Below are 26861 nucleotides of genomic sequence, written 5' to 3' on the forward strand. Positions count from 1 at the left end.
TCACTTCACGGGATAGAGCAGGAAGCGCGCGTTGATCTGCGCGAACATCTGCATCAGCATCCACGACATCGCGAGATAGAGCAGCGTGACGACGCCATAGACCTCGAAGCTGCGGAACGTATTGGTCTCGATCGCCTGTCCGACCGAGGTCAGCTCATAGGCCGAGATCGCCGATGCGATGCTCGTCGTCAGCGTCAGCATGATGAACTGGCTGGTCAGCGACGGGAAAATCGCGCGCAGCGCCGGCTTCAGCACGATCAGGCGGAAGATCAGGGTCCGGCTCAGGCCGAGCGCCAGCCCGGCCTCGACCTGCCCCTTGTTGATCGACTGCACGCCGCCGCGGATAATCTCGATCGCATAGGCGCCGCCATTGACGCCGAGCGCGATGATCGCGGTCAGCGTGGGATCGAGGCGGATGCCCACCATCGGCAGCGCGAAGAAGACGAAGTAGATCTGGCCGAGAAATGGCGTGTTGCGGATCGCCTCGACGAACGCGATGACGAGCCAGCGCAGCGGCGCGAGCCGGGAATCGCGCAGCAGCACGCCGCCGATCCCGATGATCAGCGCCAGCACCATGCCCGACAGCGCCAGGCCGAGCGTGCCGGCACAGCCGCAGAGCAGCTCCGGCAGGCCCTCGATCACGGGTCCGAAATCGAACTTGTAGTTCACCTCGCTCCTCCCTCCGGGCCGCCCTCTTGGCGTGCCCGGGCCGCCCTCTTGGCGTGGCTTGGCCCGTTCGCGTCTGTTCGACGGCGGTGAAAGCCGTGCTCTAGGTCGTTGCCTGCCCACCTTGCTCGAGCGCCGCGTAGCGCTCGCGCAGGTCGATGCGCCGTCGCGCCGTCGCGGCCTCTGCGATCGCGAGCGTCACCAGCAGGCTTCGCGCGCCGTCCTCGACCGGTTGCAGCGACGGCGTCACGCCCCGGACCACGTCGCGGAAATGATCGAGCTGCGCGACGTACGGATCGATCGACGCTGCATGATTGGCCTGCGCCTGGATCGGCTTGTTCCAGTCCTGCGCGCCGCCTTCCTGCGTCCATTGATCGAGACTTGGAAATTCGATCGCGCCGCGGCGGCCCATCAGGCGGTAGCTGCTCTGGCCGCTGAACGGAAACTCCGGCGCCTCGCCGAGACCCTGTTCCATTGTCCAGGGCGTCACTGCGCAGTCGCTGAGGAAGAACGTGCCGAGCGCGCCGTTCTCGAACTCGAGCAGCGCGGCGGCGGTATCCTCGACTGCGAAGCCGCGCTGCCGGTTTGCGGCGATGGCCTCCACGGCAACGATCTCGCCGACCGCAAAGCGCAGGAAGTCGATCTCGTGGATCAGATTGATCAGGATCGGCCCGCCACCGGCCTGCGACCGCCAGGGCGCCGCCTTGAAATAGTCGGCCGGCTTGTGCGTGGCCCAGATCGCCGAGACGCCGACGACATCGCCGATACGGCCCTCGCCAAGCAGCGCCTTGAGCGCCTTCACCTGCCTATGATGGCGGCGGTGATGCCCGACCAGCGACCGGATGCCGGCCTTGCGGACCTCCGCGATCAGGCCGGCGGCGGTCTCCAGAGTATCGGTGACCGGCTTTTCGATCAGGATATGGATGCCGGCCCGCGCGCATGCGATGCCGTTCTCGGCGTGGAGCTGATTGGGCGATGCGATGATCACGGCCTCGGGCCGCGCCTCGTCGAGCAGCTTCCGGTAATCCGCGAAGACGCGTGCGCCGGGCTGCTCGGCTGCGACCTGCTCGGCGTTGACGTCGGCGATGCCGGCGAGCTCGTAGTCGCCATGCTCGGCCAGCTTGCGCAGATGCTTGCGCCCGATCAATCCCGCGCCGATCACGCCAATCCTGATTTTCGTCATCTCGTGCATTCCGTTGGGTTTAGGCCCAGCCGTGACAGTCGCGGCGTCTGGCGCCGCGGGCTTGGCCTTCGAGCAAGTTCCTGGTCGCGTTGAACGCCGTGGCGATCCGCTCTCTCGCGTCGAGTGCCGGCAACGGCATCTCGACGCTGAGGGCGGTGTCGGCGGGCAGGGCCTCCAGCAGTGCGCCGAGCGGCAGAGCGCCGTCGCCGGGCGGTAGCCGTCCCGCGCGCGCCTCGGCGATGATGGCCGCGTCCGTTGCCGGCGCTTCGACGGCGGCATCACAGAGTTGCGCGGCGCGAAGCCAATGGTCGGGAAGCGGGATCAGGTCGGCGGCGCGGCCGCCGGAGCGCGCCAGGTGCAACGCGTCGACCAGGATGGAGCCGTTGGTCTGGCCTGCGTCGCGCACGACCGCCGCGGCCTGCACCAAAGTGCCGATCACGCGCCAGCGCATGAATTCGAGGTCGACGCGCAAGCCGAAGGACGCGGCGAGTTGGCAGAGCTCGGCGAAACGCGCGGTGAGCCGGGACCGATCCGGATCGTCGCCCGAAGCGATGATCGCGGTGGCGCCGAGATCGGCGCCGGCTTCGAGACAGCCTGCGAACGAGGAGATGTCGATGGCGGGCTTGAGCTGGACCAGCTCGATGTCGCTGACCCGTACGCCCTCGCCGTCAAGCACGCGCTTCAGCGCACGGTGGACCTCGGTGCCGACCTGCGTCGGATAGGCCGGCCCGTCGATGGTTGCCGGGATAAAGCGTAGCGCGACGGCGGCAAACCCGGCCCGCGCCGCCTCGGCAACCAGCGCCGTGGGCGCAAGCTCCAACGCGGTGAGATGGGCGAGGCCGAGCGCGGTCATGGCCTGCTCGCCTGCACAGGCAATCGCGGCAGTCGGGAGCTGGCGCGGCGGTCGCCGATCAGGCGCATGTGTCTCCTCCCTTATAATTAATCCATAGGTTAATTGATAATTACCCAGTAGGATAATTGATGTCAAGTGCCCACGATTGCGCTATGGAGGAGGGCGAGGCCGCGACCGGCCGCCGCGAACGACCGAAGGGCCAGATGCCAGGTGTGAAGAAGCAGCCCGTGCGGGCGGCGAAGCCGGTGCCGATCAAGCGGCGCGACCGCGAGCGGACGCGGCAGGAGATCCTCGACATCGCCTTCGAGGAGTTCGCCGAGAACGGCTTGTCCGGCGGCAACACCGACGCCATCGCCGCCCGCGCCAACATCACCAAGCGGCTGATCTTCTACTATTTCAACTCGAAGGAAGAGCTGTTCACCGCGGTGCTGGAGATGGCCTATGCGGAGATGCGCGCCGCCGAGGAGGATCTGCATCTCGAGGCGCTGGAGCCGGAGGCCGCGATCCGCCGGCTTGCCGAATTCACCTTCGATTTCCACCAGGCCCATCCGCAATTCGTCCGCCTCGTCAGCATCGAGAACATCCATCGCGGACGGCACATGGCCATCAGCCACAGGCTCAAGGAGATGACGCAGCCGAGCATCAGCCAGATTGCCAAGGTGTTGGAGCGCGGCGCGGCCTGCGGCGCGATCCGGCCCGGCATCGATCCGGTCGAACTGCACATGACGCTGAATGCGCTGAGCTTCTTCGCGGTCGCCAACCGTCACACGTTCGAGGCGCAATTCGCCTTCGACATGTCCTCGTCAAACGCGAGGGCGCAGCGCCGCGCCGAGATCGCCGATCTGCTGTGGCGTTGTGTGCGGGGGGATTGAACGGCGGCGGTGTGAAGACCTCGCGCGGCCGGAGCGGGCAGGGCCGCCCGGCGCGCCTTCAAAGCTCCCGTCCGATCAAGCGGTCCGCGGAAAATCGTCCGCCGCCCCGAAACGACATGTGCAGGGCAACGAGGCCCATCAGGAACGGGTACTCCATGCCGCGATCGATCCAGGCCCATTTGGGATAATGGATCAGGCAGATCATCGCCATCTGCACGGCGACCATCGGCGCGACGAGGCGAGTGAACAGGCCCGCGGCGAGCATGATGGCCCCGATGGTTTCCAGCAGCATCACGAAATAGCCGAACGCCACCGGGGCCGGAAAATGCAATGAATTGGTGATGAAATTGATGGAGCTCGCGAACGGATTGGCCATGGCGCCGTGGGACTCGCCGAGCAATTTCGGCAAGCCGTGCGTGAACAGGATCAATCCGAAGGCAACGCGCAGAAACGCATAGGAAACGGGATTGGCGATCTCGTAGAAATTTCGCAAGCCAGGCAACAGCAGGGACGCGGGGCTGTGCCGTGGGGCCCCGCCCGTGATCGCATCGCTCATGGTCATGATCTCCAGCCGATGCGGCTTCAGATGATGCCGCCATTGGCGCGCAGGATCTGGCCGTTGATCCAGCCGCCATCGGGCCCGACCAGGAACGAGATCGCGCGCGCGATGTCGTCGGGTTCGCCGAGACGATGCAGAGGCGTCCGCTCGATGATCGGCGAGATGTCGTGCTGGTTGGCGTTGTGGAACAGCTCGGTGTTGACGGGGCCCGGTGCGATCGCGTTGACCGTGATCCGCCTCACGCCCAGCTCCTTCGAGAGGATGTGGGTGATCGCCTCGATGCCGGCCTTGGTCGCGGCGTAAGCCGCATAGGTCGGCTGATAGAGCCCGACCACGCTGGTCGAGAAATTGACGATCCGGCCGCCCTCGCGCAGCCGCTTCGCCGCTTCACGCAGCGCATAGAAGGTGCCGGTGAGGTTGATCGCGATGGTCTGGTCCCACACCTCGTCGGTGGTCTGGGCCAATGGGGCGACCTTCATGATCCCGGCATTGTTGACGAGCACGTCGACGCCGCCGAACGCCGTCTCGGCCGCGTCGAACAGTGCGCGCACGTCGGCCAACTTGCTGATGTCGGCCTTGACCGCAATCGCAGCTCCTCCGGCGACCTTGATCTTCGCCACCAGCGCCTCGGCCGGCGCAGCGCCGCTCGCATAGTTGACGACGACGGCGAGGCCATCCCGCGCCAGCCGCTCGGCGACCGCCGCGCCAATGCCCTTCGAGCTGCCGGTGACGATGGCTGTGCGTGGATGCTGGGTGGTCATGGTGGGGTCTCCCTGTTTGATGGGGAGATAATAGGCAGGGAGGTTGGCTGGATAATCCCGCTGGAATTGGCTTCACTGTTCGGTTGGGGCGAACAGTGAATGGTGCGGTATCCGCCGCTGACGGCTTGGCGGCCCTTACCCTGGCATGAGGGAGGTCATCACCTCAACGTCACCGCAGCCCCGTGCCTGTGTCAGCGTCACGCATCCTGTGGCGCGGCTGCACTGGCGGTCCGTCGCCGTGCCGGCAGGAAAAGCCCCGCAATCGCGCCGGCCAACGACAGCATTGCGGCGAGGCGCATCGCCGCAGCAAATCCGCTCTCGAAATGCGCGGCCGAGTAGGCCCCGCCGTTGGCCGAGAAGCTCGCCACCAGCGCAGCGATGCCGAACATGCCGCCGAGGAAGCGGCCCATGTTGAAGACGCCGGACGCCTTGCCCATTTCAGCCACCGCGACTGAGCTCAGGATCGCGTTCTGCGCTGCCGGCATCGCCATCGAGACGCCGATGCCCGCCAGCACCAGCGGCGCGACCAGCGCGGAGTAGGAAACCGCGGGGCTCACGATCGCCGCGATCCAGCCAAGGCCGATCGCCTGCATCAGCAATCCCGTCACCACCAGCGGCCGCTCGCCGAACCTGTTGACGACCGCGCCGGCGATCGGGGCGGTGACGAACAGCGTCGCTGTCCAGGGCAGCAGGCGAAGTCCGGCGCCGAAGGCGTCGAAGCCCAGCGCGGTCTGCAGGAACTGCGGCAGCAGGAACAAGACGCCATACATCGCGGCGTAGAACAGGACGCTTGCGGACATGCCGGAGGCGAGGGCGCGCGATGCGAACAGCCGCATCGGCACCATCGGCGCGGCCGCGCGCAATTCCCAGAGCACGAAGCCGGCGGTGAACACCAGGCCTGACATCAGCGTGCCCATGACCTCGGCGCTCGCCCACCCCACGGCGTTGCCGCGCAACAGGCTCCAGACCAGCGCGAGCGCCGCGAGGGCGACGAGCGACAGCCCGGGGATGTCCAATGCGGCAGCCGGTCCGAAGCTTTCGCGCAAGCGTGCCAGCACCAGGGCGATCGCGATCAGCCCGATCGGCAAGTTGATCCAGAAGACCCAGCGCCAGCCGAAATGTTCGGTGATGAAGCCGCCGATGGCCGGGCCGATGATCAGCGCGCAGCCGGTGATGCTGGCGAAAATGCCGAGCGCGCGGGCGCGCTCCTCGCGGCCGAACGTGCCGCTGAGGATCGCCATCGCCAGCGGCATCACCAGTGCGGCGCCGGCGCCCTGCAGCGCGCGGGCGGCGATCAGCGCGGTCGCATTGCCGGCGAGCGCACAGGCCGCCGACGCAACGACGAACAGGGCGATCCCGGCCGCGAACATGCGGCGGCGACCGAAGCGGTCGCCGAGCGCGGCGCCGGTCAGGAGCAGCACGGCGAAGGTCAGGTTGAAGGCGTTGACGGTCCATTGCAGCGTCTCGACCGGGCTGCCGAATTCGGCGCGGATGGTCGCGAATGCCGTCGTAATGATCATGGCGTCCAGCGCCATCATGAAGGATGCCAGCGCGGTGACGCCAAGCACCCAGTTCTTCTCGGCGCGATTGGTCGGGGTCTGCATCGCCCTCTCTCCGTGTGTTGCGCCACCCTGTCGCGGCGCGTTCTGCCGGCTAGACGAGGTCGGAGGGGCAAAGGATGCGCCCGGAAATAATTTTTTCCCGGCCGCATCCTTCGCCGGCCGCCAAACGTCCTTGGGGATGACGCGGCCATTGACGCGAGCTTGATCCGGAAAGCGGGGCACCGGTTTTCCGGGAAGGTCATGCCGAAATGGAAAGATGGCGCGCGATGGGCGAGCCAGGTCGCGAGATGAGCAAGGAGAGCGCGATGAAAAGGACGTTGATCAGGTACAAGGCCAAGCCCGAGCTGGCCGACAGGAACGCCGAGCTGGTTTCGGCCGTATTTGCCGAATTGGAGGCGGCCGGGCCGGACGGCGTGCGCTATCTGACGCTGCGGCTGGAGGACGACACCTTCATCCATCTGGTCGAGGCCGCGGCCGAGGACGGCTCGAGCCCGATCCCGAAACTCAGGGCGTTTCAGGCGTTCCAGGACGGCATCCGCGACCGCTGCGCCGAGCCGCCGCTGGTTCGTGATGTGAGGATCGTCGGCAACTACCGTATGCTGAACGAGTCCTGACCAGGCGAGGCGGAGGAACAATGGCGCCAGAGCCACTGGCCACCATCGATATCGAGGCGCTGCTGGCGCAGATGCGGCCGAAGCTGCATCGCTACTGCGCGCGCATGGTCGGCTCGGTCATCGACGGTGAGGATGTGCTGCAGGATGCGCTGATCAAGGCGATGGGAGCGCTGCAATCGGTCACGCCCGCGGTTAATACGGAGGGCTGGCTGTTTCGCATTGCGCACAACACCGCGCTGGATTTCCTGCGTCGCCGCAACCGGCAGGAGGCGCTGCATTCGGCTGAGGAGGTGGAGATGATTGCCGACCAGCTCGATGATGTGGAAAGCCGCCAGATCGCTGCGACCAGCCTGCGCACCTTCATGCGACTGCCGGTGGCGCAGCGGTCCAGCGTGATCCTGATGGACGTGCTCGGCTGCTCGCTTGCTGAGGTCTGCGACATCATGGCTTTCAGCCTGCCGGCGGTGAAGGCCGCGCTGCATCGTGGGCGCACGCAGCTGCGTGAGTTCGCCGAGGAGCCTGACGATGTGCCGCAGCCGGGCCTGTCGGAGGCCGATCGCACGCGGCTCAACGCCTATGTCGGCCATTTCAATGCCCGCGACTTCGACGCGATCCGCGCCATGATCGCCGATGACGTCAGGCTCGAGCTCGTCAACCGCACCAGGCTGAACGGCAAGGCCGAGGTGTCGCGCTATTTCGGCAATTATTCGAAGATCAGCGACTGGCACCTGGTGACGGGGCAGGTCGACGGACGTCCCGCGATCCTGGTGTTCGATCCGAATGAGCCAAGCGGGCGGCCGAAATATTTCATGCTGTTGAACTGGTCCGCCGACAAGCTCGCCACCATCAGGGATTTTCGTCACGCGGCGTACGTTATCGACGGTGCGGAGTGCGTGGTGGATGGAGGGTGAGTGTACGTAGCGACCCATCCGCCGCACCCGAACGGAAACAAGGTTGAGCGCCATTCATCCTCCTATTGCGGGTGGGCTTTAATCCACAAGGCCAGCAGCGTGGTCTGCGCTTCAGTTTCAATGACCGCTGAGCGGGAAGGGGCCGACCTGCACGGTGGCCTCATCGCTTGTTGGAGAGCCCCGCCGGTGCTATTGGTCTCCACCACCTCTTCGCTTCCAGTCAGTCCGGGCGGAACATCTATGGCGCGCGTTGCTCGAGTGGATTTGCCGCAACGTTCGGTGCTCAAGCCGCTCTACGCCAAGGCGGGCTTCGCTGACGCATTCGCGATCGATCTACCGAGCCATGCGACGGGCGACGCCGAGCGCCTCGCCACCCATATGCTTATGGGGCAGGCGCGGTGGGTCGGCTGGCTGGTGGCTCTAAGGGACACTTTGGTCGCGGGGTTTGGTCTTAAGACATCGTCCGAATTGCGCGGTGACGTTGCGACCGACAGGATCGATTTCTTTCGGGTCTACGATCGGCGACGTCATGAGATTATTCTTGGCGAGGACGATCGCCATCTCGACTTCCGTTTGTCCGTTTTGGTTGAAGAGTCCGCCTTGTGCCGCCGACTTGTCGCCACAACGGTCGTGACCTTCAATCATTTGGGAGGGCGAGCCTATATCGCGGGAATCGCACCCTTCCATCGCCTGATCGTAAAGTCGTCTTTGCGTCGAGCCGAGCGATCGGGCTGGCCACCTGAACTGTAAGGTCGCGCGCCGACGGCTGGACCAAATTCGGTACGTGCTGGGTCGGCGACAAGCCCGCCACCATCAGGGATTTTCGTCACGCACCCTGCGTTATCGATGGTGCGGAGTGCGTGGTGGAGCGGAGCACGGGCGTGCCGCCCCTGTCGCACATAACAGCGATTTAATCTCTCCGCCTGCGAAGTATTCGAGATCTGAAACGTTAGCTCACGGGAGTTCTCGCATCCGGCGAGCGCTACACAGGAGTTCCCTCATGCATCGTCATCTTGCCATCGCCGTCCTTGCGGCGGTTTCCACCCTGACCGTCGCGGCATCCTCTACCGCCGTGTCCGCAACCGAGGTGCAGGACAATTATTGCCTGCAGGGCCACCAATCGGGCTACCCCGGCAATTGCGAATTTTCCACCTATGAGCAGTGCCGCGCCACCGCGAGCGGCACCAACGAGAGCTGCGGTATCAACCCGATGCGGGCCTACGCGCCGCAGCAGCAACGGCACGTGCTGCATCGCAGCCGGGATTGAGCGGCAAGCGATGAAGGGCGCCGGCGACGGCGCCCTTGTTCGATGTGGCTGCTCCACCGAAGCAGCCGCAATGCGTCGGGACGCATAGGCGGCCCGTCGATGGCAAGCAATCCAGCGCTGTCGTCGTCACCTCCCGAAATCGCGAAAGACCTGATGCGGCCCGCGATAGCAGACATCGGGACGGCCGCAATCGCGGCGCCCGGAGTATTCGAGTATCTTCGCGATCGGAGAGGCAAGCGCGATCATGTCCAGGTTCCTGCAATGGTTCTTTCGGAACCGCGAAACCGGTGACATCACGATCGCCCAGGCCCCCAACCTCGTTCTCTGGGTCGTTATCGTGGCCGGTGTCCTGCGCTGGGTCTGGCAGCCGCCGGGCACTGCCGCTCTTGCCCTGGACATCGTGTTCAAAGGCAGCCTCATCGTTTGGGCCCTCGATGAGATTCTCCGCGGGGTGAACCCATGGCGGCGCTGTCTTGGCGGAGCCGTGCTAGCTTATGAGCTCACGACCTTTCTGTGATGGATCGCCCAGAATACTGCACGAAGCTTGATGTTGCCGGCCGGAATACCAGTGGCTTCATGGTGCGGGCTATTACGGTGACAGTGCTTGACTGCACCCCGTAAGATATTTGACCTTGTGAAAGATAAAGCTGGTCAGGATAGCCGACCGAGAACGAGAGCCATCCAACGATGACGACCTACGTGGCCCTGGTTTACAGTGTGGTTCTCCCGCTCGGCCGGCGATTGGCGATGGCCGAGCTGCGTGCCATGGCGCAAGGCCTCGGCCTCCACGACCCCAGAACCGTCGGCGCGACGGGAAATCTGACGTTTGACAGCGACAAGGCGTCGATTTCCGAGTTGGAAGAAAATCTCGAAGCGGCCTTCAACGTGCGGTTCGGCAAGCATGTCGCAATCATCGTTCGCAATGCTGACGCGTGGCGACGCCTGCTGCGCGCAAACCCGTTTCGTGCCGAAGCGACCGCCGATCCGCAAAGGGTCGCCGTTCGCGTGATGCGCAGTCCAATCCCGAAAGGCGGCGAAAGCGCCCTGGCACGCTATATCAGCGATGAACGAATAGCCGTCGCCGGTGGCGATCTCTGGATCCATTTTACGGGAGATCCAGCGCGATCGCGTTTGCTTTCGGCGTTAGGCGCGGGGCGCCTGAAGGGCGTCGGCACGTTGCGCAACACGAATACGCTAAGGCGAATCGGTGATGCCGTGACTTCGGCCCGATCCAGCCGGGCTGATCAAAAATAAAATCGATTGCTGGGAAGTGCCCTGTCATCGCAATCCCCCGGGAATAGAGCGGTCATCAACTCAACATCACCGCACCCCCGTGCCCTTGCAGCGCTGGCACTTCACCACCTTCTCGCCCTTCTTGAGCAAGCCTTTACCCTCGCAATTTTTGCATTTCTGCTTCTTCTTGATGTTCGGGCCTTTTTCACTGACCATAAAATTCTCCTGCCGCGTGAGAGCGGTCGATTGGCGCCTTGTTTCGGTTGGGCTCGCCCAGCAGAACAGCCGAGTGGCGTGGGGTAAGCCTTGCACTATGCCGGTTTTGGCACGACCAGCACCGGCACGCTTCCGTACACGAGGACCTCGGATGTCTGGCTGCCCAGAAACAGCTTCCTGAGGCCGCGACGCCCGTGAGAGGCCATGACGATCAAGTCGCAGCCTCTCGACTCTGCTGTTTCAATGATCGCAGTCGCCGGGTGCGCATTCGGAACGTGCAGGAGTTCCGCAGGCGTGCCGATCTGCTCCGACATGGCGCGCGCTTCATCGAGCACTTTGCCTGCACGGGCTTTGCAGGCTGCATCATAGCTGTCAACCTCCTCCTGCGTCGGAATCCATCCCGAGGCGTGTCCGCTCCCATAGTCGACCGGCAGCGCTTCGGTCACCGTGATGATCGTCAGCCTGGCGTTCAACGCCTTCGCCAGGGCAATGCCATGCTCAACGCCTTTTCGCGCGACGTCCGATCCGTCCGTGCTCAAGAGAATGTTGACGTACATTCGATCAATCCTTTGCTCTCCGAACAAAGTGATGCCTGGGCAGTATGGTCTTATACGCGCCATGGGTCCATGCGCGTTTTCGGTCTCGCCGTCACAGCCTCAACAAAGCTCGCCGCGCGCCGCGTGGACACGTCCGGTTCTCGGCTGACTAAACTTTTATTCACGTTCGATGCAGGCAACCGAATCCGGCGTAGAGCTCTGTCTCGTGTCCGAGAAGATTGTACGCGCCTCGGAAACTACTTTGTGACTTGGGAATAAGCGCGCGACAACGCACGTCTAAGGGTGGTGGACCGGATCTCTTGCCTCGCGGGAGATCCCCCAAACGAAAGGAACCACCACGATGACACCATTCAAAAATCCCATTGCGTCAGTCCTGTCCAAGGCCCTGTTGACCGGACTGGTCGTCACCGCAATCTTCAGCACGCCGCTCCAGGCGCGTGAGCACCGCACCGGCGATCGGCGCACCGAGCAGGGCGTGGGGGCGAGCTCTCGCTTCGAGGGCGAGCGATCGATCGCTACGCCGGCCTACCACGCATTTGCGCCAGTACCCTCGGATCAACCGGGTGGAGTTTGCGACCACGGGGATAACCCGATGATATGCTGAACATCCGACCTCGCCGGCGTTCGCAAGCATTGGCGCGCGGTGCGAAGCTCAAAGTAGCTTGGCCATTTTCATCGCAACTTGCCGCACAGTTTAACGCCATTTCGGCCGACTGAGCGGCAGATTGCAGACCTAGCCGCCATGCGTGTCGAGGCGGATCGGGTCAATGACGTGCACTGTCGGGCCGCGAAGGCAGAGAGGTCATTGCTTCCAGTTGCGCTGTTCGCGTCGCCAACATGGCGAGCAAGCTCTGGTGCAGCCGATCCCCGGGTTCGAAATTTTGCGCGAGCCTTCGGACGGTCTCGACAAATCGCATGCGATACGTCGCCGCTCTGTCGACGTCGCCGTACTTCGCGAAGATCTCGGCGGCTGTGCGGTACACCCGCCAGGAAGCAATCGGGAAGTCGGCACTGTCGACGATCTCCAGCGCGCGGGACAGCTGCAACTGAGCCTCCGCTGAATTGCCCATGGCAAGCGCAGTACGGGCGAGCAGTCCGTGGGCCTGGGCCAGGTGATTGAGATCCGGAGCCGTGGCCACATAGTCGTGGAGCTGGCGCGCACAGCTCTCAGCCTGCGTAAAGTCGTCAACCTGCAGGTAATATTCGCCGAGACAATGATACACCTGCGTCGCGGCGGTAAATTCGATGTCGATGCCTTCTTCATGCCTGCGGCGCTCGATGTCGTCAAATTGCCTGCGAGCTCCCGACGGGTCGTTCAGCCCGACATAGGCCTTGGCAAGGACGGCCCGCTTGTGGAAGTAGGTCGACTGATCTCCGACCAGCAGACTATCGTCGACGCTTTCGCAGAGCTCACGGGCTCCATCAAAGTCCATCGCTTCGACGTGCAACCACGCAAGCGTCAGGCGGCACAATGCGCTGCTGGGGCCGTTCGCGTTCCTGACGGCCAGTTCGAGGCCGGCCGTGATTTCAAGTCGCAATTCGCGCCACTCGCCCAGATGAATAAGCGCGATCGACTCAAGAACGTTGAACAGAACAAAAGTGTAAACGTCGCCGGCCAGACGGGCCAACCGCTTGCCTTCCGTGCCGGCGCGGCGGCACTCCTGGTACCGCGACCTCCAGCAATCGACGATACCGGATATTCCATTGCGCCTGATCAGGATGCCATAATTCGTGGCATTCGCGCTCAGCTCGATCGCCCTGTCGCAGAGCGTGGCGTCCTGTTTGCGCCAGCCGTTGAGGAACAGGTTGACGCTCGCGCTGCTGCCCTGGACCAGAGCCTTGAATGTGTCGTCCGCCAGCGCCTGGCTTCGCGACAGCACATCTTCAGCGGCCTCAAGGCAGGCGTGGCGATCCACGCGCAAGCAGAGGCTGCTCACGGCCGTGAGGCCGTTGAGCTGTTGCTTGATCTCGCCCGCTTGTTCGGCGCAGGCAATCATGTCTCGCAGATCACGGATGGAGCCGGCGAGGTCGCCGCACGAGCGAAGAGCCCAGCTTCGCTCCCGCAAAAGGGCGACGCGGGTTGAGAATTTGTCGGCAGCATCGAAACGATCGAGTATGCCAAGCCCGCGGGTAAGATAGCTTGCGGCCTCCGCATGGCCGAGGCGTTTCGTCGAGTTCTTTGCCGCTTCCCGGAGGTAACGCAACGCGCTCGGAAAGTCGCGACCCTGCTCGAAGTGAAGTGCGAGCGCGGGCGCAATTTCCGGGGTGCGGCCGGCATAGGCCTCCTCCAGCCTCTTGCCCAGGCGCTTGTGCGTTTGTGCGCGGCGCCCGGGCGGCAGATTCTGGTAAATGATGTTCTGATAGAGAATGTGCCGGAAAGCGTAGCAGCCCGAATAGGTGCCATCGGGCCACTCGGAGACCCCCGAACGAACGAGGATCTGATCCTTCCGGATCGACGCTTCGATGTCCCTTTCAACGTCGATCGCATCGTCGGACAGGCCGGCCGCAACGAGGGCCGCCGAAAATTCTTCGCCGGCAACGCTGGCGACATCGAGCAGACGCCGCTCGTTGTCGGTGAGGCGATCGAGCTCGTGGCCGATCATGTTCACGAGGCTGTCCGGAATGCGGTCCTGCGCAAATGCCGCCTGTGAGGACAGGCGCCATCCGTCGTCCATTTCGATGATCGACTCCTGGTCGATCAAGTGCTTGAGCAGCGTGGCAACAAACAGGGGATGTCCCAGCGTTCGCTCGAATACCGGCTTTGACAGGCTGGAGGCAAGTTGCTCGTCGTCGAAGCGCAATGCCAGGTAACGCTCGACCTCCGGACGCGACAACCGATCGAGGCGCAATTCGCTGCAGTATCCGTGAATCTCGAGGTCCCGGTGCAGGCGAGGGATGGGATGCCCGCCGACGGAACTGTCGGCCGGACGATAGGAGCAGAGGACCAGCACGCGCGCGTTGCCGTTCCCGCGCGCGAAGCGAGACAGTACGTCGAGTGTCGCGAAGTCGCTCCAGTGCAGATCTTCGAGAACAAGAACCCAGGGGCGGTCGATGCTCAGCGCTTCCAGAAGATCGCAGAATTCGCGCAGCATCCGCTCGCGCGTCGCGCCGAACACTTCGTCCTGGAAAGCCGCGCGTTCCGATGCGTCGATGACGCCTGGCAATTGCAGGATCCAGGTGGGTGCGTGGGCGCGAATGGCCGAAATCAATTCCGGACCGTTTGCGCGATAACGGCTCACCAGCGCATCGATGAGTGGAAGAAAGACTTCGTCGGTTCCGAACCGTTCGGTGCAGCGCCCATAGAGCTGATCGAAGCCCTGTTCCGTCAGCTGCTCGAGCGCCTTGGCGATGAAGGCCGTTTTGCCGATCCCGGCTTCTCCGGTGACAAAAGTCATCTGCCGTTTGCCGGACAGGACGTGCCGCGTCATCTGGTCGATCGTCGCGAAGGAGGGGGTCCGGCCGACCACCAGGGTGGAGATTTCGGTTTTCAGAGGTACGACCGCGTTCTCGACCTCCCTGGCCGCTTCCCGCACCGTGCCGATAAAGCGGACGCCTTTGCGCGGCAAAGTCTTGATCAGCCGCTGCGCCTCGCCGGAATCGCCTATTCCGGTACGGGCTGCGTTGATGCGGGTGGTGAGCGCCGACTCCGAGACGATGCGCCCGCCCCAAATTGCACCGATCAGATCGTCCTTGGTCACCACCCGGGTGCGGTGGCGGATCAGATATTCGAGGATGTCAAAAACCTGGGGCTGCAACGGGATCGTACGTCCGTCACGGCGCAATTCCCGCCGGTCGGTGTCGAGGACAAACTCGTCAAATAGGTACAGCAAAACAATGCCTTCGGAGGTGTGCGCAAGGCGGATATTCAACCGGTACGCGGGCCCGAAAGCAAGCACACCCTTCAGAATCAAGGAAACGATAAGAACAAATTAAGCTCGCCTTAAAGCGTGGCCCCGCGTCCCGCTCGATACTTCCAGCCGTATCCGGTCACTCACACAAGGTGTTCGTGTCATGCGCTTGGAAGATAAGGCACGGCGTCTCACCCGCGTGTTCTATGGGTTGTTGCTTCACAAGATGTTTCAGTCGCTCGTGGCATCCTCCGTACTATTGTTTAACGGCAGAGCTTCAGCCAGAGGCGATGCGTCAATTTCAGCGAGTTCGTTTGTCGCCTCCACGGGGTCTTCCCGAAAGGAAGGCTGGTTTGGGCGCCTCCTTCAAGCGCTCCACCATGCGCGACGGCTGCAGGCAGAGCGCACCCTTCGACAGAACCACCACCTGATCGACAATGCGTGGCCCCAGTTTGCCTCTCGGTCAGATGTTGGAGGGCGAGACAATGCCGGTCAGTGAAAAGTCGCCCGAACGCAAGCTTCGGATTTCGGCGCCGGGCGAGACTACGCTGCTCGCAACGATCGCCATCTGCGTTGTCATTTTTCACATCCTTGCAGCCACGATGTTGACGTCGACCCGCCAGAGCGATGCCGGGGCACCGCCCGAGCCGCCCGGACTGTCGTCCGGGGACTGATCGCCAGGTCGCTATTCCAGGATTTGACAGACAAGAAGGGTTAGCTCATGGGCGACATGGCGTCGTTTTGCCTGCTCAGCATCGCGGTGTTTTGCGGCGCTTTCGTCTCGGGCCTCGCGGGCTTTGCCTTTTCGGCGGTGGCCGGCGCGATTCTCCTTCACGTTCTCCCACCACGGGAGGCGGTCCCGCTGATGATGGCCTGCAGCATCACCGTGCAAGCCGCGGGTCTTTGGGCGCTGAGAAAAAGCATCTGCTGGAAGCAGAGCTCGGGACTGGTCATCGGCGGATTGCTCGGCGTTCCGATCGCCGTGTGGTTGCTGCAAGCTGCAGACGCCCGGATCTTCAGGGAGAGCTTTGGTCTCGCCGTCGCCTGCTACGCGGCCTACACGTTATTCCGGCCGGTGCTCTCTCATCGCTTGCAGATGAATGCGGGACGTAATGCATTGATCGGCTTCGGTGGAGGCTTTGTCGGCGGGTTGACGGCAATGCCGGGTGCAATACCGACCATATGGTGTGACATCCACGGCGTGCCGAAAACCGAACAGCGCGGAATGGTTCAACCCTTCATCGCCGCGATGCAGATATTCGCACTTGGTCTCATGCTGATCCGAGGAGATCTGTCGACAAAGGTCCTGGCTGACTTCGCCGTCGGCATCCCGGCGCTCGTTGCAGGAACGGCGCTCGGGATTTACGTCTTTCGCTGCGTCAATGACGCGCTGTTCCGGCGAATTATCCTCAGCATCTTGCTGGTTTCGGGACTGCTGCTGGTATTGTAATTACGCCGGTCGCGCCTCCAGTTACAATGGCAGCCATCCGAGTACGGCGCGCAGTACCACTGTCGCCGTAATCCCTTAAGCGTGAGCCGAACCATTCGGTGGGCTGTGCTGCTGGCCCTGCTGAGGTAATCTTTCGCTTGCCGGAGGCTGCTGCTGGTCAAAACGCGCGACCTCGCGGGTGCAGCTCCGTTGGGTGGGTTGTCGACGGCGTCCGCCTCCTCCAAGTCAGGCAATACCTAAAATTCGATCGATCCGATTAGGCGGACCTTATGCCCGATCCAAGGCGGCGGGAATGATTTTACCGCGTGTTCAGGTCTGGGTGGTGTCATCGCCCATTGCTTTGAAATCCCGCTTTTGTCGTTCGATCATTTTCAAACTGCGAGCGCATCAATGGCTGCTATCACGTCATTCCTGGCCGAGTTGGACGAAGCAGTTGCGAGAGGAAATCCCGAGAGTTGTCTGCGGGCGCTCTGGCATGCGGCGGACATCCTGATCGCCGGCACGTATTCCGAGGAGCAGATCTGGACGTTCGGTGAGGTCATCGGTCGTCTCGCGCAGGAGATTGAAACGAGCGCGCGGGCGAAGCTCGCAGGAAAGCTCGCATGCAGCTCAAATGCGCCCTATGCGTTGACCCGGCAGATGGCAAGCGACGACTGCATCGATGTCGCATGGCCGGTTCTCAGTCAGTCGGAGCGCCTCGACACCGAGACATTGATTGCGTGTGCCAAGAACAAGAGCCAGCAACATTTGCTTGCAATCTCCAAGCGGCAAACGGTCCCGGAAACGGTCACCGATGTCCTGGTGGTGCGCGGATCTCCCGAGGTCGTAACCTCGGTCGCATCGAATGCCGGTGCTAGTCTCTCCAAATCCGGATTTCTGCACCTGGTGCGGCGGTCGGAAGGGGATTCGATCCTCGCTGAGTCGGTGGGACTTCGTAAGGATATTCCTCGACATCTCTTCCACCAGTTGATCGCCAAAGCCTCTGAAGAGGTGCGGCAAAAGCTGAAGAGGGAGCGTCCGGATATCGAACATCAGGTCCATCGCGTCGTCGTCGATGTCACCGGGGCCATTCACGCCAGGTTTGGCCCGGCGTCGAAGGATTACTTCACGGCGAAACGCACGGTTGCAAAACTGCACGAGAGAGGCGAATTGACGGAAGACAAGGTCTTCGAGCTTGCTCACTCTCTCAAGTTCAACGAGACCACCGTTGCCCTGTCGTTGCTCTGTGGGCTTCCAATAGACGTCGCGGAACGGGCATTGATCGAGAAGGATCGCGAGCCGGTGTTGATCCTGGCCAAGTCTCTCGATTTCTCATGGCCCACCACGATGGCGCTGCTGTTCCTGGGCGCGGCCAACTACCGGATAACCGTTGGCGAGCTGGATCAATTGAAGATCGATTTCCACCGGTTGAATGTCAAAGCGTGCCGGGAGGTCGTCACCATCTACCGAACGCGAAAGGAGGAGGTTTTCGGCGGCTCGTTTCAACAGCCTCGGCGCATGATCTAGGATCGCAATTGCGGCGCGCAATTACGGTGCCAGTGCACCCAATTCGTGAGCCTTCGAACCCGCGAAACGGCCGGAGTCATTGAATGCACCGTCACCGCAATCCCGACGTCAGACATGCGTGGATGCGGGTGCGGCTCACGCAACGGTGAGCGTGCTGATGTGCCGTTCGCGCAGCTGTGATTTTCCACGGCGTGTCTTTTCCCAACCGCATACCTAACTAATCCTTGTCAAAAAAAATCTCAGGAAACGCTTTCAACAGAGCAGCCGATTCTAGCCAACGCGAACGCTCCGCACGAAGACAACAACCGTTCGGAGTACGATTATGATTGGATTCAGGACTTCCATTATTGCAGCGATGATGTCGATTGGCGCGATAAGCTCTGCAAGTGCCCAGTGCCCGACGTGGGCGACTCAAAATCCAGCTTCGTTTCAGGCGCAATATCCCAATAGGGATATATTGAACGACTGCGAGTTAACGCCAGCGGGCAGAATGGGCCTCGAACTCCCTGGCGGCGCGGCTCCCTGGTATGGGGCCAACAGGGCTTATGGGGCAATACCTGGCGTTGCTCAACACCACAGCTTTCAGCACCGATCGCGGTGAGTAGTGGCCGTTCTTTCCGGGACGGTTGCGTTGCAGGCCCAAAAATCGGGAGACAAGTCGATGACATCACAAACCGACGAGGCCGCGCAGTCCAGGCTTATGGCGGACATCCCGTACGATCAGCAGACGAAGATCACGATCGAGCGCAGAGGCCAAATTGTACTGATTGGCATCAATCGGCCTTACATCGACAACCGGCTGGATCCGGATGCGACAGAAAGCGTGGCGAGAGCATACTACGAGTATGATCGGGACCCCTCGCTCCGTGCGGCGGTTCTGTTCGGCTATGGCGACCGCTTCTCCAGAGGTGTCGATGTCGATGCCTACAAGGCATTCGCTCAGTCTGGAAAAAAGATGATGGATGGGCCCGGCTTCATCGACCCTCTAGGGCGGACCAGGCCAGCGCTCACGAAGCCTCTGGTTGTCGCGGTGCATGGCGACACCTGGAATATGGCGCACGAGCTTTTCCTTGTAGCGGACATACGCGTAGCGTCGGAAGACACGGAGTTCGGTCAGGATGAGAACACGCACGGCCGTTTTCCCGGAGGCGGTGCAACGGTTCGTTTCCCCAGAGAAGCCGGATGGGGAAATGCCATGCGGTTCATTCTAACAGGCGATCATTGGGGTGCGAAGGAAGCCCTCCGGATGGGAACGGTTCAGGAAGTGGCCCCAAACCGAGATGCGGCTCTCGCGAAGGCTGTCGAGATCGCCAACAAGATCGCCGCATGCGGCCCTCTCGGGATTAAGACGTCCCTGGCCTCCTCCCGTATGGCGCTCGAAGACTCTCAGGCGGCGCTCGCTAAGCTCGGCGACCAATATCGTGCGCTGCTCACGACCAGGGATTTCCAGGAAGGCCGTGATGCCGAGGCACAAAAGCGTCCACCCGTTTACGAGGGACGGTGACAACAAGCTCGCGAACGGTCGTGTTGCGTTCGCGTATCGCCAGCGTATTTGGTTCTACCAAGTCTCGCCGAAGGGCAGGCGCTCTTCGACTGTTGGGCGACGTGCCACGCCTCATTGGGATGGCGGCGGGCTGGATAAAGAAGTCGTTGGGTGCATCGGGACGGGGTTGGCAGTCAACCTCAAAACGGCAAAGGCTCTCGACGTGGCTGTACCGCCAGGGCTCCTCGCCCGCACCGACGAAGTGATCGAGTGAGGACGGCTTACTTCTACCGATGGCTCCAATGCGAAGTGCAAGCGAACTGCGAAGTGGTCCGCTTATCGGGGCGGACCGGAAGTGACCGGCCGACTTCCCAAGCGCCGTTTTTGACCCGTTGCGGACATTGCGTCGCACGGTTAGGGCGGGCTGCCAGCCCTTTTCTCGCTCGGCTCCCGGTTGAAAGATGCTAGGCTGTATGCCTCAGTCGGGCGCTTCAAACGAGTAACTCAATGAGGCGGCGCGAGTTCATCACGCTCGTCGGCGTTGCCGCGGTTATGGGCCCGAGCCCGGCGCGGGCGGAGCAGACGAGAAAGCTACCCATCATCGGATTCTTGGGCCCGGCCTGGTCGGCCCAGGATTTCGAGGATCGGTTGCGCGAACTCGGTTGGATCGCGGGGCGGACCGTTGCGATCGAGTATCGCTCTGCGGAGGGACATACCGAACGCTCCAACGAAATTGCGACCGAGTTCGTCCGGCTCAAGGTGAATGTCATCGTCACGGTGGGGGGATCTCCGACCCTCGCGGTAAAACGTGCGACATCGCTGATCCCAATTGTCTCCATTTCTGGCGACCCTGTTGGCAGCGACCTCGTCGCAAGTTTGGCCCGACCGGACGGCAATGCGACCGGCCTGGCGCTCAACCCCATCAGTCTTGCCGGCAAGCGCCTCGAGCTGTTGCGCGAGGTTGTCCCAGGTTTCCGCCGCTTGTCCGTTATGGTCAATGCCAATAGCCCCGGTTTCAAAAACAGGATGGATGAGGTGCAGGCGGCGGCCTCCGCGCTCGGCCTCGAGGCGACGATATTGGAAATCCGGCGCGCAGAGGACGTTGCATCGGCTTTCGAGGCCCTCAGGGACCGTGCGGACGCACTCTATGCCGTCGGCGTCCCCCTCACCTTCGCCATTGCGCCCCGAGCGCTGACCGCGCGAATTCCAACGATGTTTGAATACCGAGAGTTCGTCGATGCGGGCGGGCTGATGTCCTACGGCGTGGACGCAACCCACCTATGGCGGCTTGCCGCGAACTTTGTCGACAGGATTTTGCGCGGGGCGAAGCCCGCCGACTTGCCAGTCCAACAGCCGACCAAGTTCGACCTCGTCATCAATCTGAAGACCGCCAGGGCACTCGGTCTGAAAGTACCGGAGTCATTCCTGTTACGCGCCGACGAGGTGGTTGAATGAGCGCGGCTGCCGGGCAGCCACCAAGGGACCGCCGCCCAGGAACTGGCTGGAACGTATGTCGGCCCGAGCCGCATGGTGTGAGACGAGAGCAAATATCGCTGCATTGGACAACACGCCGAGATTTCGCGAGAGCCGGCACGGCGGGCCTCCAGCTCCTATTTCGCGTTCGCGAAAGCATCCGCTGCGTAGACGACCTTGCCACCCACGACCGTCAGCAGAGACGCCGTGGCGCCAATTTGCTCGACGGGGACGGACATGAAGTCCCGATCGAGAATCGCGAAGTCGGCGAGCTTGCCGCTTTCGAGCGTGCCGCGCCGCGTCTCGTCGAAGCAGAACCAGGCGCTTCCCACGGTGTAGAGGCGCAAGGCCTCTTCGCGGCTGGGTGTTTCGTCCGGGCCGCGCGTCGAGTGTCCGCCGACGGTCTTGCCGTCGAGCATCCATTGCAGCGCCACGAACGGATTGTAGGATGCGACCCGATGCGCATCCGTGCCGGCCCCGACATGGACGCCCGTGCGCAACGCCGTGACGATGGGCGGCATCTGGCGCGCAGCTTCGCCGGCCTGCGCCACGATACGGTCGCCTCCGAGGTACATGGCGTCCTGCATGGTCCAGCCCACACCAAGGGCCTTCATCCGCGCCAGCGTTTCGGGCGAGGTGTTGTCGAGATGGGCGATGGACCAGCGCAGCGGCGCGATCGGCGTCTCCTTGTTGACCTCTTCATAGAGGTCGAGGAGCTGATGGACGGATTTGTCTTCCTGCCAATGGATGGTGACCGTCAGCCCTTGTTTTGCCGCCCAGCGAATGATCTCAAGGAACTTGTCCTTCGCCGCCGCGTCGGGCGCGATGTTGTTGTACATGGCGCCGGTGATCCGCTCGCCGATTCCGTTGAATCGCAGCATGTCGTCGCCGAATCCCATCGGCAGGAACGGCGTGAGGTTCTTGTACTCCTCGAATTCGGCGCCGACATTCTGGGCGAACAGGCTGTAGGCGACACGCACCGAAAGTGATTTTTCACGCCAGAGCTTTTGCAAGGCGGCGTAGTGGCTGGGATAAATGCTGAAGCCGCCGGGATCCACGATCCCGGTAATTCCGAGACGATTGAGCTCCGTGAAGAACTGCCCGGTTCCGGCGACATTCTCTTCGAAATTGGGCCTCGGCAGGCGATCGAACAGCGCGGAGATACTGACGATGGAGCCGTTGAACCAGCCCGTGGTTTCGCCCGATGTGGCGCGCTCGGACGTGATACCGGCCGGCAACTGCTCCGCGGAGATCCCGAGGGCTTGCTGCGCCTTCGGCGTCATCAGCAGCGCCGAATAGAACAGCTGGATGTAGGCCGGATTGTCAGGCACGGCCGACATCACCTCGGCGAGCGTCGGCCGCCGCTTCTCCGCAAATTGCAACTCGCTCCAGCCACCGGCCACGATGATCCAGGACGCCGGGCGCGCTTTGGCCGCCTGGCGCAAGCGTTCCATGGCTTCGCCAATGGTCTTTGCGCCGATCCAGTTGACCTCGGTTGCGTAGGTGAGGCCGGCGCGCACGGCGTGAATATGGGAATCGATCAAGCCCGGAATGATCGTGCGTCCGCCGGCGTCGACGCGGCGCGTCGCGGGCCCGATCAGGCCTTCCATGGCATCGTTGCCGCCAACTGCAACGATCTTGCCGTCGCGGACGGCGAGCGCCTGCGCGATCGTCGATGCGGGATCCAGCGTCACGATCTTTGCGTTCGTGACAATGAGGTCGGCCTTTTGTGCGTAAGCCGAACTGGCCCAGCACGAGATCACCAAAATCGCCAGAAGCTTGCGCATGTTCAGTCCCGGAATGAGAGAGGCAGGAATGAGAGAGGCAGGAACGAGAGAGGCAGGAACGAGAGAGGCAGGAACGGCGCCACACATCCGCCGCTGGATGCGCTCGCGGGCATCGCGTGTCGCAACGGGGAGTGTCGCGATCTTGATCATGTCTGGCTCCAACAAAATCAGCCGGTCCACCGGAAAATTCGGTCAAGGCCCAAATCATTGATTTCGCAGCCCGCCTTCGCCCGTCGGGCTTCGGCGCGGCAGCCTTCGCCCGCTTCGCTTGCCATTTGTGGCACCGGCTTGCCTAGCCGAAGCTCGCGAAGCGTGTCGGGACCAATCAAAAGCGCGTCGCTTAACCCATTGATTTATCTTGGCCTGCCAAAAATTCGCGAGTCGAAAGACCAAACAATCATGAGTCGATTTTCACCAAAAGCCAAAACCCGAGAGTCGATAGGGAAAGCGCGCTCGATATTGAGTTCCGAGTCCGCGTTGCCCGCTAAATATCGTAGGTCGAAGTCTCGTCAAAAGCAGCCTAGCGTGCCGCGACTCGTGAACTAAATTTAGGCCGCGAATTCTGACAAAAGCTCGAGCCAACAACCTAGTCCTTGATGGATGGGCGGAACTCCGCCTGAACCAAGGGCTCGGCTCTTGATCCTAGCCACAAACGCCGGCTGCGAACTCACTCTTGCTGCTCAGCCCTCTCAAGGCTGAAACAGGGGTTCGATTCCCCTAGGGAGCGCCAGCAAGTGTTTTCAGTCACTTACATCAACAAATAGCGGCGCTAGCGGCATTCGATAGCGACAATTCGCGTGGGCGTCATGCTCGCCGGGCGAGTGCTTCGTGAAGTTGAATTTGGATATGGAAATCGACGAAAACCTGATCCGCCGCGACCTGTCGTCGGCGCAACGGGCGAAGCTGATCTCCAAGCGGAAGGCGGCTTGACGGCCTTATGGACAGTTTCGCTAAGGACACGGCGGCAAAATCTGGCAAGTCCGAGCGATCGATTGAGCGCGACGTAACCCGCGCCAAAGCGCTAGGCTCCGACCTTGATCGCGTGGCCGGGACGTCGCTGGAGAAGGAGCGCTTAACTGGACGCGCGGGCGTGCTGCAGACCACAGTAGCGCTTGTTCCAGATTTAACCTTCCGCGACGACATCAAGCTTAATCCGCGTCTTCGATTGCACCCGAGCTGCGGAGCGCTAACCTCTCTGCACCGGACATTGCCCCGTCCGGGTTCACCATGGCGAGGTCGTCGCGCCAAGATATTCGGCGCGGCGGCTTCGTTTATCTACCGCAACGGTATGAGCTTCATTTGGCGAATAAGCCCGACGATGACCGGTTCGATCTCGTTGAGATGCGACGACAGATCACGAACTTACGCTCGCAACACTCTGACAATCTTCTCGTCACATCGCGATTGAACCGCTTCTTCGTGAAGATTGCATTTTTATCTGAGCCGAAGGATGCAGCACACGCGCAGCACCTGCGGTCAGAATTCGCGCGGACGCTGCAAGGTATTGAAACGATCGTCACCCGGAGGCCATCTGCGAAGCGATCTGGTATCGTTAAGCGGCCCAAGTAATACTAACGCGGGTGCGCTCTTGCGCTCGCCGGGTCCGGGGCCGATGGTCGATGGAGTCGCGAAGTCGTCCTCGTTTCGCGTATCGAAGCCGCATCGCCGCGTTGGCGTTGATGCACCGCATTCCGAGCTTCGCGACATCGCCGGATTTCGTCGGGGAAGGTGGTCTACTCGCTTACGGTGCGTCGAGACGGCGTCTTTTTATTCGATCAGATTACTACGTCAAAAGAATCCTTGAGGGTGCACGAGCCAGCGACTTGCCCGTCGAACAGCCGACGCGGGTCGAGTTATGGATCAACGTTAGAACTGCAAAAGCGCTCAAGCTCGTAGTTCCGACGACACTACTCGCACAAGCTGACCAAATAATTGAGTAGACGCAAAAGACGTCTATTGGCACGAGCCCGACCAGTCGCGTTGGTCTGGCAAATTCCGTTCACGCGAGTAGACCGGAAGTCACCGGCTCAAAGGTAGACCGGTGCGTACGACCCGGACATTGGCGCGGGACTTCTGTCCTGGGCTTTTCGTTAGGACCACGGCGGCTCTTCGCTCGCCCCGATTGCCTCGTGGTGGATTGTGAAGCCCGCCGAACGCAGACCTGTCAGCAACACAGTTCTTACAGAGGCAGGATCGAAACCAATATCCTTGGCGTTTGGTGGATGTGCCTCGCTGCCCTTCAATCGGAGCGTCAAGTGCAATTGCTCGCAAAGGTGCCGAACCACGAGATTGACCTGATCGTCAGTCATGATCTGCTTTTCCCGCTACCATCTTGCGACCCAACTGGTAGCACTTCTGATAGCCCTACACGCAGCGACCCCGCCTCGCGAGTCGCGTGGTAGGGCCGCCTGCCGTCCGGACTTGGGCTGGATGAGCCGAGCCGGCCAACTCAATTTATTCCCGGTCAAAGTGAAGAGGTGACTGCGCAAAAGGAGCACTCTGTTGGGTATCCTAATGTGACAGATCGATTGTCCTAATTCGGACAGCTCCAGGCGGCTGGCCGCACGCTAAGGGTTCACTCGGGAGGGTCATTCCCCTTCGGCTCTTGTAAAAACTTTGGCGGATGAACTGACCCCTGAGCTGCGACCATCGATCTATCGGGCCTAGTGCGCGACCTCGGAGGTAAGCCGCTTCCCGACATCAGTAGTCACATCGTGACACGGTAACGAAGTCTCAACCCTACCTGGCTCGACCCTTATTTGTGTTTTGAGTTTCCTCGTTTGTATGCTTGAGCATCGCTTTGAGTTCTTCTTCGAGCGATCGCGGCGAAATTCCGAGTGAACCGAATCCCGGCCGGCTGCCCGAGACCATCGTGTCGATCTGCATAAGCTCAACCTGATTGCGCGTGAGCGGCGGGTGCGGCAGGATCTCAGCGAGGCCGGCGGCGGCATTCCAGAAAGCAAAGGGTACTCGCACCAGCATTGGCCGCAATCCGGCGGTGCGCGCAATGGTCCGCAACAGCTCGCCGTATGGGTAAACGCGCGGGCCGGCCAGTTCGTAGATTGGAAACGGTCTTTGTGTTTGCCGCAGGACCTGTGCGATCGCCGCGGCGACGTCGTCCACGTACACCGGCTGAAGCCTCGTCCTGCCGTCGCCGAATAGCGGATAAGCCGGCAGGGTCCGAAGCAGCCCAAGAATTGTCGTGAGAAAGGCATCGTCCGGCGCGAACATTACCGCCGGGCGGATAACGACTGCGCCAGGGAATGCCGCTTGCACAGCCACCTCGCCCTCGCCGCGATTGCGAATATAGGGCGAAGGCGATGTGGGGTCAGCGCCTATGCCTGATAGGTGCACAAACCGTTTGACCCCGGCCCGCCGTGCCACTCCAGCGATCCTGGCGGCCGCTTCGACGTGCACCGAATGAAATGTGTCGCCTCCATGCTCGGTGTAAAGGCTGATCGCGTTGACGACGCCGTCGGCACCCATAACGGCGGCCTCTACAGAGCGCTCGTCATGGGCATCAGCGATGACCTGTTCCGCGTTGTCGCCCTCGGCCCGCGCAGGATGCCGTGAGGCTATACGCACCGTAACGGTGGAGACGCTCAAATGGCGCACAACGCGACAACCAACGAAGCCGGTCCCCCCAAACACGGTCACGCGGTTCATTCCCCGGTCCATCCCACGATCCTGCGCAACGTTCTGTATTGACCCGCCGAGCGCCGCGCGCACTGCCTCAGTGGCCTCCGCCGGCGAACTGCCTTTGTTGAGATGATGTGAGATCACATCAATCAAAATTTGCGCTGCAGGGCCGACCGTTTGCCACTCTTTCCTAGCTTGATCGATTAGCGGCTGCGCCTCATTATAGAGCGTTTCCGCCTGTTCGATGATCGGATGTGCCTTACTGAGAAGATCGATCAGCGCCTTGGTCGCGGGCAATGACCGCTCAATTTGTTCAAGCTGCGCGTCGCTGAGACCGGAAACGTGACCAATGACTTCAATGAGCAAGTGTTTCAGCATAGCGCAACCTTGCTGGTAGCGACGCACTAACTCAGGGCAACCA

At 62.0% G+C, this 26861-nt stretch carries 25 protein-coding genes; 13 read left to right on the top strand and 12 right to left on the bottom strand.

All coding sequences use genetic code 11. From position 1 onward, the window contains the following. The 3 genes from AC1DW2_RS27390 to AC1DW2_RS27400 form a co-directional block, all read right to left on the bottom strand. Nucleotides 1-669 (bottom strand): amino acid ABC transporter permease, encoded by a 669-nt coding sequence (locus tag AC1DW2_RS27390; protein WP_477007556.1) that lies wholly within the window; start codon nucleotides 667-669, stop codon nucleotides 1-3. Nucleotides 670-769: 100 nt separating this feature from the next. Further along, nucleotides 770-1849 carry a Gfo/Idh/MocA family protein gene (locus tag AC1DW2_RS27395; protein WP_477007557.1) on the bottom strand — a complete coding sequence of 360 codons (1080 nt, stop codon included), beginning with the start codon at nucleotides 1847-1849 and terminating at the stop codon, nucleotides 770-772. Between the two features lie 19 nt (nucleotides 1850-1868). Continuing rightward, nucleotides 1869-2702, bottom strand: a complete 834-nt coding sequence (locus AC1DW2_RS27400) for a sugar phosphate isomerase/epimerase family protein (protein ID WP_477007558.1) — start codon at nucleotides 2700-2702, stop codon at nucleotides 1869-1871. Between the two features lie 128 nt (nucleotides 2703-2830). On the opposite strand from AC1DW2_RS27400, the gene AC1DW2_RS27405 reads away from it, so the two are divergent. Next, nucleotides 2831-3574: a TetR/AcrR family transcriptional regulator gene (locus tag AC1DW2_RS27405; protein WP_477007559.1), complete on the top strand. Its 744-nt coding sequence runs from the start codon at nucleotides 2831-2833 to the stop codon at nucleotides 3572-3574. A gap of 58 nt (nucleotides 3575-3632) precedes the next feature. On the opposite strand, the gene AC1DW2_RS27410 is transcribed toward AC1DW2_RS27405, so the two are convergent. The 3 genes from AC1DW2_RS27410 to AC1DW2_RS27420 form a co-directional block, all read right to left on the bottom strand. Further along, complete coding sequence (locus tag AC1DW2_RS27410) at nucleotides 3633-4130, bottom strand: DoxX family protein (RefSeq protein ID WP_167768142.1); 498 nt, start codon at nucleotides 4128-4130, stop codon at nucleotides 3633-3635. Nucleotides 4131-4156: 26 nt separating this feature from the next. Then, nucleotides 4157-4894, bottom strand: coding sequence for an SDR family oxidoreductase (locus AC1DW2_RS27415; RefSeq protein WP_477007560.1), 738 nt, complete (start codon nucleotides 4892-4894; stop codon nucleotides 4157-4159). Between the two features lie 197 nt (nucleotides 4895-5091). Continuing rightward, nucleotides 5092-6498 (bottom strand): DHA2 family efflux MFS transporter permease subunit, encoded by a 1407-nt coding sequence (locus AC1DW2_RS27420; RefSeq protein ID WP_477007561.1) that lies wholly within the window; start codon nucleotides 6496-6498, stop codon nucleotides 5092-5094. 263 nt (nucleotides 6499-6761) lie between these two features. Between AC1DW2_RS27420 and AC1DW2_RS27425 the strand changes: the two genes are divergently transcribed. The 6 genes from AC1DW2_RS27425 (at nucleotide 6762) to AC1DW2_RS27450 (ending at nucleotide 10502) form a co-directional block, all read left to right on the top strand. Next, nucleotides 6762-7070, top strand: a complete 309-nt coding sequence (locus AC1DW2_RS27425; protein WP_477007562.1) for a hypothetical protein — start codon at nucleotides 6762-6764, stop codon at nucleotides 7068-7070. A 20-nt stretch (nucleotides 7071-7090) separates the two neighbouring features. Further along, on the top strand, nucleotides 7091-7981 hold the full coding sequence (locus tag AC1DW2_RS27430) for a sigma-70 family RNA polymerase sigma factor (protein ID WP_477007563.1): 891 nt from the start codon (nucleotides 7091-7093) through the stop codon (nucleotides 7979-7981). Between the two features lie 240 nt (nucleotides 7982-8221). Beyond that, entirely contained in the window at nucleotides 8222-8731 is a 510-nt protein-coding gene (locus AC1DW2_RS27435; protein WP_477007564.1) for a DUF2867 domain-containing protein, read from the top strand. A gap of 250 nt (nucleotides 8732-8981) precedes the next feature. Continuing rightward, nucleotides 8982-9248 carry a DUF3551 domain-containing protein gene (locus AC1DW2_RS27440; protein ID WP_477007565.1) on the top strand — a complete coding sequence of 89 codons (267 nt, stop codon included), beginning with the start codon at nucleotides 8982-8984 and terminating at the stop codon, nucleotides 9246-9248. 244 nt (nucleotides 9249-9492) lie between these two features. Then, complete coding sequence (locus tag AC1DW2_RS27445) at nucleotides 9493-9765, top strand: hypothetical protein (RefSeq protein WP_477007566.1); 273 nt, start codon at nucleotides 9493-9495, stop codon at nucleotides 9763-9765. A 170-nt stretch (nucleotides 9766-9935) separates the two neighbouring features. Continuing rightward, nucleotides 9936-10502, top strand: coding sequence for a DUF1697 domain-containing protein (locus tag AC1DW2_RS27450; protein ID WP_477007567.1), 567 nt, complete (start codon nucleotides 9936-9938; stop codon nucleotides 10500-10502). A 66-nt stretch (nucleotides 10503-10568) separates the two neighbouring features. Here AC1DW2_RS27450 and AC1DW2_RS27455 read toward each other — a convergent pair whose 3' ends face one another. The 3 genes from AC1DW2_RS27455 to AC1DW2_RS27465 form a co-directional block, all read right to left on the bottom strand. Continuing rightward, nucleotides 10569-10697: a hypothetical protein gene (locus AC1DW2_RS27455; protein ID WP_256376431.1), complete on the bottom strand. Its 129-nt coding sequence runs from the start codon at nucleotides 10695-10697 to the stop codon at nucleotides 10569-10571. Between the two features lie 95 nt (nucleotides 10698-10792). Further along, nucleotides 10793-11254, bottom strand: coding sequence for a universal stress protein (locus tag AC1DW2_RS27460; protein ID WP_477007568.1), 462 nt, complete (start codon nucleotides 11252-11254; stop codon nucleotides 10793-10795). Nucleotides 11255-12018: 764 nt separating this feature from the next. Next, nucleotides 12019-15123 carry an ATP-binding protein gene (locus AC1DW2_RS27465; protein ID WP_477007569.1) on the bottom strand — a complete coding sequence of 1035 codons (3105 nt, stop codon included), beginning with the start codon at nucleotides 15121-15123 and terminating at the stop codon, nucleotides 12019-12021. A gap of 700 nt (nucleotides 15124-15823) precedes the next feature. On the opposite strand from AC1DW2_RS27465, the gene AC1DW2_RS27470 reads away from it, so the two are divergent. From AC1DW2_RS27470 to AC1DW2_RS27485, 4 genes are all read left to right on the top strand, one after another. Further along, the gene (locus tag AC1DW2_RS27470; RefSeq protein ID WP_477007570.1) at nucleotides 15824-16552 is read left to right on the top strand and encodes a sulfite exporter TauE/SafE family protein; all 729 of its coding nucleotides are present in this window, start codon (nucleotides 15824-15826) and stop codon (nucleotides 16550-16552) included. A 390-nt stretch (nucleotides 16553-16942) separates the two neighbouring features. After that, on the top strand, nucleotides 16943-18058 hold the full coding sequence (locus tag AC1DW2_RS27475) for a DUF2336 domain-containing protein (protein WP_208084926.1): 1116 nt from the start codon (nucleotides 16943-16945) through the stop codon (nucleotides 18056-18058). A 661-nt stretch (nucleotides 18059-18719) separates the two neighbouring features. Next, nucleotides 18720-19562, top strand: a complete 843-nt coding sequence (locus AC1DW2_RS27480; RefSeq protein ID WP_477007571.1) for an enoyl-CoA hydratase-related protein — start codon at nucleotides 18720-18722, stop codon at nucleotides 19560-19562. Between the two features lie 486 nt (nucleotides 19563-20048). Continuing rightward, nucleotides 20049-20996 carry an ABC transporter substrate-binding protein gene (locus AC1DW2_RS27485; RefSeq protein ID WP_477007572.1) on the top strand — a complete coding sequence of 316 codons (948 nt, stop codon included), beginning with the start codon at nucleotides 20049-20051 and terminating at the stop codon, nucleotides 20994-20996. Nucleotides 20997-21151: 155 nt separating this feature from the next. Here the strand turns inward: AC1DW2_RS27485 and AC1DW2_RS27490 are convergent, their stop codons facing one another. Continuing rightward, on the bottom strand, nucleotides 21152-22801 hold the full coding sequence (locus tag AC1DW2_RS27490) for an amidohydrolase (protein WP_477007573.1): 1650 nt from the start codon (nucleotides 22799-22801) through the stop codon (nucleotides 21152-21154). A 937-nt stretch (nucleotides 22802-23738) separates the two neighbouring features. Between AC1DW2_RS27490 and AC1DW2_RS27495 the strand changes: the two genes are divergently transcribed. Together AC1DW2_RS27495 and AC1DW2_RS27500 are read left to right on the top strand one after the other, a co-directional pair. After that, complete coding sequence (locus AC1DW2_RS27495) at nucleotides 23739-24209, top strand: hypothetical protein (protein WP_208084958.1); 471 nt, start codon at nucleotides 23739-23741, stop codon at nucleotides 24207-24209. Between the two features lie 211 nt (nucleotides 24210-24420). Continuing rightward, a complete protein-coding gene (locus AC1DW2_RS27500; protein ID WP_208084959.1) occupies nucleotides 24421-24741 on the top strand; it encodes an ABC transporter substrate binding protein in 321 nt (106 codons plus the stop codon). 150 nt (nucleotides 24742-24891) lie between these two features. Here the strand turns inward: AC1DW2_RS27500 and AC1DW2_RS27505 are convergent, their stop codons facing one another. Continuing rightward, nucleotides 24892-25110: a hypothetical protein gene (locus AC1DW2_RS27505; protein WP_166349897.1), complete on the bottom strand. Its 219-nt coding sequence runs from the start codon at nucleotides 25108-25110 to the stop codon at nucleotides 24892-24894. Nucleotides 25111-25540: 430 nt separating this feature from the next. Then, nucleotides 25541-26861: complex I NDUFA9 subunit family protein (locus tag AC1DW2_RS27510; protein ID WP_477007574.1), on the bottom strand; the 1321-nt coding region annotated here is incomplete at its 5' end.

Source organism: Bradyrhizobium sp. P3_C3, from assembly GCF_056402655.1.